General features: G+C 70.0%; 12 protein-coding genes. 8 read left to right on the top strand and 4 right to left on the bottom strand.

Features of this window, described 5'->3' with window-relative positions; translation table 11 throughout:
- Window positions 1-132 precede the first annotated feature (132 nt).
- The 3 genes from rho (at window position 133) to prfA (ending at window position 3,784) form a co-directional block, all read left to right on the top strand.
- Window positions 133-2,166, top strand: a complete 2,034-nt coding sequence (gene rho, locus AB0K15_RS27845; RefSeq protein WP_364056495.1) for a transcription termination factor Rho — start codon at window positions 133-135, stop codon at window positions 2,164-2,166.
- A gap of 220 nt (window positions 2,167-2,386) precedes the next feature.
- A complete protein-coding gene (rpmE, locus tag AB0K15_RS27840; protein ID WP_220243829.1) occupies window positions 2,387-2,611 on the top strand; it encodes a 50S ribosomal protein L31 in 225 nt (74 codons plus the stop codon).
- A gap of 102 nt (window positions 2,612-2,713) precedes the next feature.
- The gene (gene prfA, locus AB0K15_RS27835; protein ID WP_364056491.1) at window positions 2,714-3,784 is read left to right on the top strand and encodes a peptide chain release factor 1; all 1,071 of its coding nucleotides are present in this window, start codon (window positions 2,714-2,716) and stop codon (window positions 3,782-3,784) included.
- 51 nt (window positions 3,785-3,835) lie between these two features.
- On the opposite strand, the gene AB0K15_RS27830 is transcribed toward prfA, so the two are convergent.
- From AB0K15_RS27830 to AB0K15_RS27815, 4 genes are all read right to left on the bottom strand, one after another.
- Window positions 3,836-5,287, bottom strand: coding sequence for a hypothetical protein (locus tag AB0K15_RS27830; RefSeq protein ID WP_364056488.1), 1,452 nt, complete (start codon window positions 5,285-5,287; stop codon window positions 3,836-3,838).
- A gap of 92 nt (window positions 5,288-5,379) precedes the next feature.
- On the bottom strand, window positions 5,380-6,642 hold the full coding sequence (locus AB0K15_RS27825; protein ID WP_364056485.1) for a hypothetical protein: 1,263 nt from the start codon (window positions 6,640-6,642) through the stop codon (window positions 5,380-5,382).
- The gene (locus AB0K15_RS27820) at window positions 6,639-7,076 is read right to left on the bottom strand and encodes a GtrA family protein (RefSeq protein ID WP_364056482.1); all 438 of its coding nucleotides are present in this window, start codon (window positions 7,074-7,076) and stop codon (window positions 6,639-6,641) included. The genes AB0K15_RS27825 and AB0K15_RS27820 overlap by 4 nt, the downstream gene beginning before the upstream one ends.
- Window positions 7,076-8,122, bottom strand: a complete 1,047-nt coding sequence (locus tag AB0K15_RS27815) for a glycosyltransferase family 2 protein (RefSeq protein ID WP_364056479.1) — start codon at window positions 8,120-8,122, stop codon at window positions 7,076-7,078. Before AB0K15_RS27815 ends, AB0K15_RS27820 begins: the two co-directional genes overlap by 1 nt.
- Before the next feature lie 217 nt (window positions 8,123-8,339).
- Here AB0K15_RS27815 and prmC point away from each other — a divergent pair, with 217 nt between their 5' ends.
- From prmC to AB0K15_RS27790, 5 genes are all read left to right on the top strand, one after another.
- On the top strand, window positions 8,340-9,206 hold the full coding sequence (gene prmC / locus AB0K15_RS27810; RefSeq protein WP_364056476.1) for a peptide chain release factor N(5)-glutamine methyltransferase: 867 nt from the start codon (window positions 8,340-8,342) through the stop codon (window positions 9,204-9,206).
- A 41-nt stretch (window positions 9,207-9,247) separates the two neighbouring features.
- A complete protein-coding gene (locus AB0K15_RS27805) occupies window positions 9,248-9,646 on the top strand; it encodes a VOC family protein (RefSeq protein ID WP_364056473.1) in 399 nt (132 codons plus the stop codon).
- 200 nt (window positions 9,647-9,846) lie between these two features.
- The gene (locus AB0K15_RS27800; RefSeq protein ID WP_364056471.1) at window positions 9,847-11,853 is read left to right on the top strand and encodes a M6 family metalloprotease domain-containing protein; all 2,007 of its coding nucleotides are present in this window, start codon (window positions 9,847-9,849) and stop codon (window positions 11,851-11,853) included.
- A gap of 64 nt (window positions 11,854-11,917) precedes the next feature.
- Window positions 11,918-12,568 (top strand): L-threonylcarbamoyladenylate synthase, encoded by a 651-nt coding sequence (locus tag AB0K15_RS27795; protein ID WP_364056468.1) that lies wholly within the window; start codon window positions 11,918-11,920, stop codon window positions 12,566-12,568.
- 107 nt (window positions 12,569-12,675) lie between these two features.
- Complete coding sequence (locus AB0K15_RS27790) at window positions 12,676-13,833, top strand: MraY family glycosyltransferase (RefSeq protein ID WP_364056465.1); 1,158 nt, start codon at window positions 12,676-12,678, stop codon at window positions 13,831-13,833.
- Window positions 13,834-14,026 lie beyond the last annotated feature (193 nt).

Raw genomic sequence — 14,026 nt, 5'->3', positions numbered from 1 at the left:
CGCTCTCGCTGTGTTCCGCACGGCTAGGCGCGACTCGCCCGCATCGGAAGCAAATGCCGTTTCGCGATCAGACGCGATCGGCGGCAGTCCGCTGATCCACCTGGAGGCGTGGATCGGTCAGGAAGGACATGTGTGAGCAACACCGATCTGTTGAGCGGCGACGTGGAGACCCCCGCCGCGGCCGCTGAGACGAATGGGGCCGCGGCCGCTCCGAAGCGCCGCACCGGGGGCCTGTCGGGGATGGTCATCGCCGAGCTCCGCCAGCTGGCGGGCGAACTGGGTGTGGGCGAGACCACGGGGATGCGCAAGGGTGACCTGATCGCCGCGATCCGCGAGCGGCAGGGCAAGACGAAGAAGCGCACCGCCACGGCGGAGACTCTCCCGCTCGACGGTGTCGGCGACGCTCCGGCTCCCAAGGCCTCGAAGGCCGCGAAGACCGAAGAGCCGGCCCGGGCCGAGAAAAAGCGCGAGGAGACCCCGAGCGCCGAGGCGGCGCCGGCTCCCCAGGCCGAGACCAACGGTTCGGCTCCCGTGGCCGAGGCGCCGGCCGAGAAGCCCGCGCAGAATGACCATGGCAGCCAGCAGAACTCCGACGGGCAGCAGGAGGAAGGCGGCCGCAGCCGTCGCCGCCGTGGCTCGAACCGCGCCGCGGGCGCGCCCGACGGCCAGCGTGAGCCGCGCGAGCAGCGTGACGGTGGCCAGCAGCGTGACGGCGGCCAGCGTGGCGACCGTGAGCAGCGTGGTGACCGTGGCGACCGTGAGCAGCGTGGTGACCGCGCTGACCGCGCCGACCGTCAGGGCGGCCGCGACAACAACCGCGGTGGCTCGGACAACCGCGACAACCGCCAGCGCAACAACCAGCAGGACGGCGGCAACCGCGGCCAGCAGGACAACCGTTCGCAGGGCCCGGAGGACGACGAAGAGGGCGGCCGTCGCGGCCGTCGCTTCCGCGACCGCCGTCGCCGGGGCAGCGGGGGCGGTCGCGCCGAAGGCGGTTCGCCCGACACCGAGATCCGCGAGGACGACGTCCTGCTGCCGGTCGCCGGCATCCTGGACGTGCTCGACAACTACGCGTTCGTCCGGACCTCGGGTTACCTCGCCGGGCCGAACGACGTGTACGTGTCGCTTTCGCTGGTCCGCAAGTACGGCCTGCGCCGCGGTGACGCCATCACCGGTGTCGTCCGTCAGCCGCGGGACGGCGAGCAGCAGCGGCAGAAGTTCAACCCGCTGGTGCGCGTCGACTCGATCAACGGGCTGGAGCCGGACGAGGCCAAGCGCCGTCCCGACTTCACCAAGCTGACGCCGCTCTACCCCAACGAGCGCCTGCGCCTCGAGACCGAGTCGTACAAGCTCACGACCCGCGTGATCGACCTGATCATGCCCGTCGGCAAGGGGCAGCGCGCCCTGATCGTGTCGCCGCCGAAGGCCGGTAAGACCACGATCATGCAGGACATCGCCAACGCGATCACCACGAACAACCCCGAGTGCCACCTCATGGTCGTGCTGGTCGACGAGCGGCCGGAAGAGGTCACGGACATGCAGCGGTCCGTGAAGGGCGAGGTCATCGCCTCGACCTTCGACCGCCCGCCGGCCGACCACACGTCGGTCGCGGAGCTCTCGATCGAGCGCGCCAAGCGCCTGGTCGAGATGGGCCACGACGTGGTGGTGCTGCTCGACTCGATCACCCGCCTCGGCCGTGCCTACAACCTGGCCGCGCCGGCGTCGGGCCGGATCCTGTCCGGTGGTGTCGACTCGACCGCGCTGTACCCGCCGAAGCGTTTCCTGGGTGCCGCGCGCAACATCGAGAACGGCGGCTCGCTCACCATCTTCGCCACGGCGATGGTGGAGACGGGTTCCACGATGGACACGGTGATCTTCGAGGAGTTCAAGGGCACCGGCAACGCGGAGCTCAAGCTCGACCGCAAGATCTCCGAGCGCCGCGTGTTCCCGGCGGTCGACGTCAACCCGTCCGGCACCCGCAAGGAAGAGCTGCTGCTCTCGCCGGACGAGCTCGCCGTCACGCACAAGCTGCACCGCGTGCTCCACGCGCTGGACTCGCAGCAGGCCATCGACCTGCTGATCTCGCGCCTGCGCAAGACGAAGACCAACATCGAGTTCCTCATGCAGGTCTCGAAGACGGCCCTCGGCGCGAACGACGAGGACTGAGCTCCACTGGTTCACCGTCCGTGAAGGGCGCCGTGAGGGAATCCGATCCCCCCGCGGTGCCCTTCACGGCGTGAAGGGGCTGACGGCTCCTGGACCGAGGAATACCAGGCCAGGAGGGTTGGTTGAACTCATCGTCAGCCCGTCTGGCACAATGACCCGCTGAAGTCCGGCACCGGTTCACCCCGATCCTGGGGACCCGGGGCCAACGAGAGAGGACACCATGAAGAGCGGTATTCACCCTGAGTACGTGACGACTCAGGTCACCTGTAACTGCGGGAACAGCTTCACCACCCGCAGCACCAAGGACTCGGGCGCGATCCACGTCGAGATCTGCTCGAACTGCCACCCGTTCTACACCGGCAAGCAGAAGATCATGGACACCGGTGGCCGGGTTGCGCGCTTCGAGAAGCGCTACGGCAAGCGGCAGAAGAACGACGCCAAGTAGCTTCGCCCACGGCGCCCACTCGCACGTGCGAGTGGGCGCCGTTTGCTGTCTGTCGGTGAAATTCTGTCGTTGGTGGTACTAGGCCCGGAAGAAGGCACGGAAGTGGATTCGACTTCGCTCAAGGGGCTGCTCGCCGAGCACGCCCAGCTGGAAGAGCAGCTGGCGGACCCGGCCGTGCACGCCGACCAGGCCAAGGCCCGGAAGCTGGGCCGCCGCTACGCGGAGCTGAGCCCCGTCGTGCGCGCGGTGCGGGAGCTCGACCAGACGCGGGACGACCTCGCCGCGGCCAAGGAGCTGGCGGCCGAGGACTCGGCGTTCGCGGAGGAGGCCGACGAGCTGGCCGCGAAGATCCCCGACCTCGAGTCCCGCCTCACGGAGCTGCTGCTGCCGCGCGACCCGTATGACGGCTCCGACGTGGTCATGGAGATCAAGTCCGGTGAGGGCGGCGAGGAGTCCGCGCTGTTCGCGGGCGATCTGCTGCGCATGTACCTGCGCTACGCCGAGCGCCACGGCTGGAAGGCCGAGGTCCTCGACTCCACCGACTCCGACCTGGGCGGTTTCAAGGACGTCACGCTGTCGATCAAGAGCAAGACCGCCGACGTCGACGGCGTCTGGTCGCGCCTGAAGTTCGAGGGCGGCGTGCACCGCGTGCAGCGCGTGCCGGCGACCGAGTCGCAGGGCCGTATCCACACGTCCGCCGCCGGCGTGCTGATCTACCCCGAGCCCGAAGAGGTCGAGGTCGAGATCGATCCCAACGACCTGCGCATCGACGTCTTCCGCTCCTCCGGCCCCGGCGGCCAGAGCGTGAACACCACCGACTCGGCCGTGCGCATCACGCACCTGCCGACCGGCATCGTCGTCTCGTGCCAGAACGAGAAGTCGCAGATCCAGAACCGCGCCCGCGCGCTGCAGGTGCTGCAGGCGCGCCTGCAGGCCATCGCCGAGGAAGAGGCCGCCGCGAAGGCCTCGGACGCCCGCCGTTCGCAGGTCCGCACCGTCGACCGCTCCGAGCGCGTGCGCACCTACAACTTCCCCGAGAACCGCATCTCGGACCACCGGGTGAACTACAAGGCCTACAACCTCGACCAGGTCCTCGACGGCGACCTCGACGGCGTCCTCGACGCCCTGGCGACGGCCGACCGCGAGGAGCGCCTGGCCGCCCAGTCCGGCTGAGCCGGTCCGGCCGTCTCGGCGGCCTCGAACACCTCAGCCGCCTCAGACATCTCAGCCGCCTCGGACGACGGCCGCGATCTTCTCGGTCAGCGGCTCTTCGTCCTCGGGTTCTCGCTGCGGCTTCTGGGGCCCTTCGGCGCGCGGCAGCAGGCTGAGGATCGCGAAAGCGAGCGCGAGCACGGTCGGGAACAGCGTGAGCAGCTGGTGCTTCACGCCTTCCACGCCTTCGCCCAGCGCGGACAGCCCGAGCTGCCCGACGGCGAAGAACGTCAGCATCAGGACCACGAGGCCGTACTCGCGCCGCCTCCGCCGGAAGGCGCGCACGGCGGCCCAGATCATCAGCAGCCACAGGGGGACCAGCACGAACAGTCCCGCGGGCGCGGTCAGCGCGGCGAGCCCGGAGAACAGCGGCACGCGGTACTCCTTCGACAGCCACGCCTGGCCCGAGAGCTCACCGAAGCTGCCGAGGTTGTCCGGCCGCGCGGTGAGCGTGTTCACGCCGCCCTGCTGCAGGATCTGCGCGACGCGCACGGGGTGCGATTCGTAGTACGCCAGCACGTTACGGCGGCTGATCTTGTCGCGGTACCGCGGGTAGAGCGGGTCGGTCTTGGCCGCGCCCGGGGTCCACCAGCCGGTGCCGATGTACTTCGCGAACGATTGTGGCAGCCCGAGTGCGGCCAGATCGGCGTTCGTGTCGTGCCTGCCGTCCACAATGGAGTCGAAGATCGCGTTGTACACGTTGGCCTCGCGGTACTCCGCGTTGGCCGGGTCGCCGTGCGACTGCACCGCGAACGTTCCGCCGCCCACGAGCACGAGCACCGCGAGCGGCAGCGCCCAGCGGGCCCCGCCGCGCGCGCCCTGGGGTTTCACCAGCAGCACGGCCAGCACGAAAAGGGGGATGAGCAACAGGGTCTGCGATTTCGCGTTGATGCCGATCAGTCCGCCGAGGACGGTGATGACGGCGCCGGCGTAGCGCCGGGCGCGGTCGCGGTGCATCAGCACGAGGCCGCCGGCGATCAGCAGCATGCCGAGGAAGGCCGCGCCCTCGCTGAGCGTGGAGGCGAAGTAGCCGAAGAACGCGGAGTCACCCATCACGAGCAGCAGCAGGACCGTCGCGACGACCTTGCCGCGGCGGCCCAGGTCGAGGCCGGTGACCGCGGCGGTGATGGCCACCGCGACGAGCACGCAGGTACCGACGCCGAGGACCAGCAGGTTCAGGATGGCGCTCGAGCCGAAGAGGTGACCGGCTTTGCTCGCGAGCCAGTCGAGCCAGGTCTGGCTCGAGACGTAGTCACTCGTGCACGGGTCCCCGGCGCCGTAGCTGAACCGGACGAAACCTTCCGCCGGGCGGTCGAGCTGCTTGCCGCCGAGTTTGCAGAGCAGCCGCCAGCCGTCGCCGTTGTCGGCCATGCCGATGGGTCGGGGCACGAGGAAACGGACCAGGAGCAGAGCGAGGGAAGCGCCGAAGATGGCGAGACCGAAGCGGAGGTCTTTGGTTCGCACCCGGCCGAGTGTAGGCAGCGCGGTGCCGGGCCGCAGTGTGTGCGGGAACCCCGGTCACCGCCACCGGACCGGTGCCGGGGCGCCGGGCGCGGTCAGCCCGCCCAGTACCCCGACACGAAGCGCAGGAAGATCAGCGCGCCGATCGTCGTGTTCGCGTACAGCACGCCGTAGACCACGCCGCGCAGCTTGGGACGGCGCTCGGCGAACAGCACCAGCGCGATGTACATCACCAGGCACGGCAGCAGGTAGCGGTGCACCGACACCACGTTGTTGTTGATCGTCAGCATCACGATCGACGCGATGCCGAACAGCGCGAGCGGGATTCCCTTGGCGCGCAAGGCGACGAAGATGTACACGGAGGACACGAGCAGCAGCACCAGCCCGAGGGTGGGCAGCACGTGGCTCATCAGCGTCCACCCGTCCATCGGGATGTCGCCGAGCAGCGCGTGGGCTGTCAGCTTCGCCTCGGTCCAGCCGGTGGCGAAGATGTTCGGGTTGAACTTGTGGTACGACCAGGTCGCCACGCCCTTGAGCGCGTTGAAGCTCGCCATGGCACTGCCGGTCTGGATCTTCATGTACACCATGTGCGCGCCGAGGCCGAGGAACGCGGCGGGGAACCACAGCAGCCGCCAGTTCAGCAGGCCGCGCACCTTCCAGTCCTTCGAGCGCCAGAACTCCAGGAAGCACAGGCCCACGAACACCGCCGCGGTGATCCGCGCGGCCGTGAGCGGGATCAGGCACAGGCCCATCCACAGCCACTGGCGCCGCAACGCGAACAGGTAGGCCCAGAAGCCCAGCGCGCAGAAGACCGCTTCGCTGTAGAACGAGTGCAGGAAGAACGCCGTGGGCGCGGTGAGGAACGCGGCGACCACGAGCCACTGGGCGCGGGCGCCGGTGAAGTAGAAGCGGGCGATCTTGAGCAGCGCCGTGGTGGCGAGCCACGTCGCGACCACGTTCACGAGGAAGCCCGCGACGAGGATCCCGATCAGGTGGAAGCTGATCGTCTGCACGAGCCACACGCAGATCGGGAACACCGGGTAGAACGCGCGCAGGGGCACGTAGCTGCTGGTGTAGGCGTGCTGTGCGATGTCGCCGTAGTTGCCGGCGTCCCAGCGGTAGGTGTGCGAGAGCAGGCTCCAGGTCGAGCCGATGCCCGTCTTCGGCACGCCCTCGCTCACCGGGGACGACGGGCCGAACAGCCACGCCACCGCGATCAGCACCACGTTCCACGCGAGCACCACGGCCAGCACGCGGGCGAAGTCGCCGGTGAGCCAGCGCGGCACGCGCGAAACCGCGACGGGCTGCTGGGGTTCGTCCTCGGAGGTGAGCTCCTCGGCGGTCACCGTGGCGGTCATACCGTGCCTCCCGGCTGTTCGGTGGCGGCAACCGGGACCGGGGTCCGCTGCCGGAAGACGACTTTCTGGTACAGCACGTAGTTCCACACCAGACCCACGGCGATGCCGGCGAACTTCGGCACGAGCACCGTGACGTGGGGCAGCAGCGACCCGACCGCGAAGATCACCGCGGCCTGCACCACCCACAGCCCGAACGCGGTGATGGTGAAGAACAGCACGACCTGCTTGCGGACGTCGCCGTCCTTGGCGCGGAAGGTGAAGTTGCGGTTGAGCACGAAGCTCAGCAGCATGCCCGCGGTGGTCGAGCACAGGTTCGCGATGAACAGCGGCAGCCCGACGCTGGAGTACAGCAACGCGAAGCCGACGGCGTCGACGAGGGTATTGGCGACGCCGACCACACCGAAGCGGATCTGCTGCGCGGTCAGGAGCTTCATCAGGCCCTGCTCTCCGCCTGGACCGCGTCGACGGTGTCCACTGTGTCCACGGTCGCGTCCGCGGTGATGCGAGCGTCGGGGGCGAGACCCGTGCGCACCGAGGCGACGCCGTACAGCGGGCGGTTCTGCACCTGCGAGTACGTGCGGCCGATGTAGCTGCCGAGCACGCCGAGCATGATGATCTGGATGCCGCCGAGGAAGAACATCGCGATCGTGATGAACGCCCAGCCGGGCACGGCGGTCGCCGGCGCGAACAGCTTCACGCCGATCACGTAGAGCACGCCGAGGAAGCTGAGCGCGGAGATCAGGTAGCCGAGGCGGCTGATCATGCGCAGCGGCGTGACGGAGAAGCCGAGGATGCCGTCGGCGGCGAAGCGCAGCATCTTGCGCAGCGGGTAGCCGGTGACGCCCGCGTGGCGCTTGTCGCGGTCGAACAGCACCGCGGTCTGGCGGAACCCGATGTAGGAGACCAGGCCGCGCAGGAAGCGGTCGCGCTCCCGGTACTTGCGCAGCTCGTCCACGACCTTGCGGTCGATCAGCCGGAAGTCGCCCGTGTTCTTGGGGATGTCGACGGCCGCCATCTTGCGCAGGAACCAGTAGAACGCGCCGGCGGTGAACTTCTTGAACGCGCTGTCCTGCCGCGAGCGGCGCTGCGCGTAGACGACGTCGTAGCCCTCTTCCCACCGCTCGATCAGCTCGAGCGCGACGCGCGGCGGGTCCTGCAGGTCGCTGTCCATGATGATCGTCGCGTCGGCGTCGACCAGGTCGAGGCCCGCGGTCACGGCCATCTGGTGGCCGAAGTTGCGCGCGAGCTCGATCACGGTCACCCGCTCGTCGCGCCGGGACAGCTCGGTGAGCTTCTCCAGTGACGTGTCGCGGCTGCCGTCGTCGATGTAGAGGAAGCTGAAGTCGTAGCGGTCCGCCAGGGGAGCGGTGACCTCGGCGACCGTGCGGTGCAGGAGGTCGATGTTCCCCTCTTCGTTGTAGATCGGGAACACGAACGCGATCCGGCGTCGCTGGGGCGGCGTGAGCGGGCTCGTCGGCACTGGGTCTCCGGGTGTTCGGCGAAGCGGGCGAAGGGCCCTTGATCCGCGGCCCGGGGAACATCGGCATCTTAGGAGATCTCCGGGAACCGGTTTCCGGGACCCGCGTTGCCCGCTCCTGGTCACAGGCCCCGGGCCGGCCTTCCCGGCCCGGCGCCACCGTCGCGGGCCGCCGGGTGGATACGCTGGACACCAGGCTCGACGACGTGAAGGACGACTAGTGAATCGGCAGCCGCTGCGCCTGGCCATCATGGAGGCCACCCGGATCCTCACCGAGGCGGGCGTGGAGTCGCCGCGGACGGACGCGGACCTGATCGCCGCGCACGTGCTCGGGGTCGATCGGGGGCGGCTGCCGATGGTGCCGCTGGTCGACCCGCCGGTGATCGAGGCGATCGGGCAGCTCGTCGCGCAGCGCGCGAAGCGGATCCCGCTGCAGTACCTCACGGGGTGGGCCGCGCTGGGCAACATCACGGTCAACGTGGGCCCCGGCGTCTTCGTGCCGCGGCCGGAGACCGAGCTGCTGCTGGACTGGGGCCTGAAGTTCCTCCAGGGGCGCGAGTTCCCCGTGGTGGTCGACCTGTGCACCGGATCCGCCGCACTCGCGCTCGCGGTCGCCCACGAGCGGCCGGACGCCGTGGTCTACGCCGTAGACGTCGACCCGCAGGCCCTCGCTTGGGCCCGCCACAACGCCGACGTGCACTCCGACGCCGGCGACACCCCCGTGCGGTTGTATTCGGGCGACATCGCCGACCCGACGATGTTCGCCGAGCTCGACGGCCTCGTCGACCTGGTGCTCTGCAACCCGCCGTACGTCCCCGAAGGCACGCCCGTGCCCCCGGAGGTCGCCGAGCACGACCCGGCGCGCGCGGTGTTCGCCGAGGAGAGCGGCCTGGCGGTGATCCGCCACGCCATCGCGGCCGGCGCCCGGCTGCTGCGCCCCGGCGGCGGTCTGGCCATCGAGCACGACGACACCCACGGGTCGGCCGTGCCGGCACTCGTGCGGGCCCGCCGCGTGCTCACGGGCGTCGAGGACCACCCCGACTTCACGGGCCGGGCCCGCTTCGTCACGGCCCGCCGCCTGGGCTGAAGCCGGGCGAAAACGGCGCGGTTCGCCGTAGTCTTTCGCGCATGGCCTGCCGGATCACCGAACTCGTCATCGACTGCGCCGACCCCCAGCGCCTGGGGGACTTCTGGTGCGAGGTCCTCGGCTACGTCGAGCTCGGCTGGGACGGCGACGACCTGGAGATCGGCCCGCCCGGCGGCTTCGGCGGGCCGCTGCCGACCCTCGTGCTCAGCCGCAGCGACGAGCCCAAGCGAGGGAAGCTGCCGCTGCACCTCGACGTCAACCCGACCGACCGCGACCAGGACGCGGAGCTCGAGCGCCTTCTCGCCGCCGGGGCCCGCCCGGCCGACGTCGGCCAGACGGGCGAGGAGTCGTGGCACGTGCTGGCCGACCCGGAGGGCAACGAGTTCTGCCTGCTCTGCCGCCGGGTCGACGCGGTGGACAGTCCGAGCACCGCCGGCTGAACCAGCCGCGAGCACGCCCGGCTCGTCCCCGTCTGCCGTTCGAACGACCCGTTCGGCCGGTACGGCACCTCCGTCCGACTTTCGTCGTGAGGCAATGGGGCGGATTTCGTTCGCAACCCTAACGATCCGCGGTCGACTGAATACCGTCGATCTTCGGGCCCGCCCGCCCCGGGGCGGCCCGATCGTGAAGGGGAGTGTGGATGAGACCCTCCTGGATCCCTGTCCGGCGCACGACGAGGCGCGTCTCGAAGGTGGCCGCGGTCGTCGCGGCCGTCGCCTTGCTGCCCGGGCTGACCGCCGGCACGGCGAACGCCGACACGTTCACCCGCGGCTGGCCCGCGCCGCTGGACTCCGCGCACTGGGCCGACCAAGCGGCCATGACGTGGAACGACTACCGCAACGTCCCCGGCACGAACTGGGCCGACCCGTCGCTCAAGCCGACCGAGCGCACGTTCAAGGGCGCCGTTGTGCTGGCGGACTACCCGGACGAGGACTTCGTGGTCACGAAGCCGCCGCACTCGACCGTGTTCGGCAACCCCGGTCCGTCGGCCAGCAATCTCGCGCGCGAGAACGTGGCGCAGTACTACCAGGACTTCCTCAACAAGCCCGAGACCCTCAACCACGGCCACACCATCAACGAGTACTGGATGGAGGACTCCGGCGGCCGCTTCGGCGTGGACCTGACGGCGTTCGGGCCCTACCGCATGCCGGGCAAGTCCTTCGAGTACGGCATGGAGTTCCAGGACAACGCGTGCCCGCAGGGCTCGACGTGCGACCGCGACCTGCGCACCGACGCGCGCGCCGCGTGGAAGGCCGACGTCGGCGCACTGGCCGACCAGTTCGACTTCGTCTTCTTCCTGTCCGCGGGCCAGGACGAGAGCTCGACGTGGCAGGAGTTCGGCGAGATGAAGTTCGGCAGCCAGGACGCGGTGCCGGACGAGTTCGGCCCGCCCGGCGACGAGAGCCTGCCCAACTGGGCCGACACGCGCTACGTCCCGTGGACGTCGTGGGCCTCGGCGTCGAGCATCTGGCCGAACGCGCAGAACGGCTCCTCCACGCAGGCCGAATCGTCCGGACAGGGCACCTACGCCCACGAGTTCAGCCACATCCTGGGTATCGGCGACAACTACAACAACCCGTTCGGCGTCCCGCCGCAGCGCGCGTACACCGGCCCGTGGGAGATGCTCTCGCGCGGCAGCTTCAACGGTCCCGGCGGCCCGCACACGCGCTGGCAGATCCCGGCCACCGAGGGTGGCTCGATGGGCGCGCACCACATGCTGCGCAACAAGCTCAAGCTCGGCATCGTCGACCCCGCCGACGTGCTGCAGCTCGACCGCGACCAGCTCGCGAAAACGGGCCCCGTGACGGCGCGGATCACCGCGCGCGAGGCGGCGCCGCAACCGGGCGCGTACACGGGCTTGAACATCGCGCTGCCGGGCGGCGACAAGTCCGCGAAGTGCGACCGCAACACCGACCCGCTGTGCGACGGCGGCGGTTACGACAACTACACGCTCGAGGTCGTCGACCGGATGGGCTCGGACTCCTTCGCGCCCGACTCCGGTGTGCTGCTGGCCAAGACCAAGAACAAGGACGCGGCGCCGTTCGAGTGGATCGTCGACGCGAACCCGCAGGACATCGGCCTCACCGACTACGTGCAGCCGGACGGCACGCCGGTGAAGATCACCGTCGGCGACTACCGGCAGCTCAACGATGCGGCGTTCAAGGCCGGCACGGGCTCCTCGGGCGCGTACGAGTACACCGACGAGGCCAACCGGCTGCACTTCCTCGTCACCGACCTCGCGCGTGACCGCCGCGGGGTGCTGTCGTACACGGTCACCGTCGCCTCGCTCGACGGTTCGGGCCCGCAGGCGCGCGGTGCGCACCTGTGGCCGGCGCTGCCCGCGTTCACCAAGGGCGGGCTCGCCACGTGCGACTTCCGGCTGCTCAACACCGGTTCCGCGCGCGGGGCGAAGGCGCCGTACGACAGCGACACCTACCGCCTGAGCGCGAGCACCGACGCGAAGGGCTGGGAGGTCCGGCTGCCCAACGAGCTGGCAACGGCGAAGTTCGGGCAGACCGCCCAGATCGCCGCCTACGCGAAACGGACACCGGGCGCGTCGTACACGGCGCGGGTCAAGCTCACCGCCACGTCGGTGAGCGACCCGGCGAAGACGAGCACCACCACCTGCACGGCCATCGGGTTCTGACTCGGCGTCCCCGGCACCTGACCACCGCATTCGGGTGCCGGGGACGAGGGCTAGGCTTCGCAGCATGAGTGCGGTGTACGACTGCAGCAAGCGCGAGTCCCGGGCCGAAGGGCTGGCCGCCGCGGCGTCAGCGGTGAGGTCGAGCCGGCTGGTGGTACTGCCCACCGACACCGTCTACGGCATCGGTGCCGACGCCTTCGACGCGGGCGCCGTGCAGGCGTTGCTGCGTGCGAAGAACCGCGGCCCCGACATGCCCGTGGGCGTGCTCGTCGGTTCGTGGTCCACAGTGGACGGTCTCGTGCTCGGCCTGACGCCGCAGGCGCGGGCGCTCGTGGAGGCGTTCTGGCCGGGCGACCTGTCGATCGTGCTCCCGCACGCGCCGAGCCTGCAGTGGGACCTCGGACAGTCGCGCGGCACCGTGATGCTGCGGATGCCGCTGCACCCGGTGGCGCTGGAGCTGCTGCGCGACGTCGGCCCCATGGCCGTGTCGAGCGCCAACGTCTCCGGCCGCCCGCCGGCGTCCACCGCGGCCGAGGCGCAGGACCAGCTGGGCGACTCGGTGTCGGTGTACCTCGACGGCGGTTCGAGCGGCGAGGCCGTGGCGTCGTCGATCGTGGACCTCACGGGCGAGAATCCAGTGGTGCTGCGCGAAGGCGCGGTCACCCGCGCGGCGATCGCCGAGGTCATGGGCGTGCCCGTCGAGTCGCTCGCCTGAGCGGTCCACAGTGGCCCCGCGGACGGGAGGCTCCGTTGAACGGCGTGACACCCGGTCGCGGTAGCGTGACGCGGTGACTCGGACCCCCCGGCAGGCGTGACGCGGTCATGCCCCCTGTGCAAGGACTTCTCCCCATCCGGGAGTACCTCCTCGTCGCGCTGACCGCGACGGCGGTGACCTACCTGCTCACCGGCGTCGTCCGCCGCGTCGCGATCCGCATCGGCGCGATCGCCAACCCGCGTGCCCGCGATGTCCACGTGACGCCGATCCCGCGCATGGGCGGCGTCGGCATCTACCTGGGCGTGGCCGCGGCGATGGGCCTGGCGCACCAGCTGCCCGCGCTGAGCCACGGTTTCGACGCCTCGCTCGACTCCGTCGGCGTGCTGCTGGCGGCCGGCGTCATCTCGCTCATCGGCGCGCTGGACGACCGGTTCGAGCTCGACGCGTGGACGAAGCTCGCCGGCCAGGTGATGTGCGCGGGGATCCTCGTGCTGTTCGGGGTGCAGTGGGTGTCGTTCTGGGTGCCCTGGGGCGGCACCGGCGACTCGTTCGGCTCGGTGCTCGTGCTGGACAAGAACCAGGGCGCGCTGCTGACCGTCGTGATGGTCGTGGTGATGGTCAACGCGATGAACTTCGTCGACGGCCTCGACGGCCTCGCCGGCGGCCTCGGCTTCATCGCCGCGACGGCCACGTGCGCCTTCTCGCTGGGCCTGCTCGACAGCACCGGCGGCGACTTCGGCACCTACCCGCCGGCCCTCATCGCGGCGACCCTGGCCGGCGCGTGTCTGGGCTTCCTGCCGTACAACTTCCAACCCGCCAAGATATTCATGGGCGACTCCGGCTCCATGATGATCGGCCTCATGCTCGCCGGCGCGACCACGTCCGCGAGCGGCCGCGTCAGCTACACCCGCTTCTCGGCCTCCGACGCGCTGGCGCTGCTGTCGCCGTTGGTGGTGGTCGTGGCGGTGCTCTTCGTGCCCGTGCTCGACCTGGTGATGGCCGTCATCCGCCGCACCCGCCGCGGCGAAAGCCCCTTCGCGGCCGACAAGATGCACCTCCACCACCGGCTCCTCGAGATCGGCCACTCCCAGCGCCGCGCCGTCCTGCTCATCTACTTGTGGGCCGGCATCCTGGCCTTCGGCGCGGTGTCGGTGACGCTGTTCGACGACACGGCCGTGTTCTGGGTCATCGGGGCGGGTCTCGTGGTGGCCGTGCTGGTGTCCTTGGTGCCGAGGTTGCGGGCGCGGCACCGCTCTGCGGGCTGAGGGTTCGCGAATTCGGTTCGCTTTTCAGGAATGGCTCCCCGATCGGGGAATGCCGGCGAAGTGTCGACCATGATCACTTCGGGCGGCTAATCTCCGATGCGAGGGGTTTTGAGGGGACTGGGGAGTCCGAGGGTGCCTTTTCGGCGCGTCTTCGGCGTGTTTTAGTTCTGTTCTTTTCGCCTCATTTCGGTTG

It is taken from the genome of Amycolatopsis sp. NPDC049253, assembly GCF_040678995.1.
GTDB lineage: Bacteria > Actinomycetota > Actinomycetes > Mycobacteriales > Pseudonocardiaceae > Amycolatopsis.
Note: the sequence above shows the minus strand (reverse complement) of the source record. Positions and strands in the feature narration are given on the sequence as shown.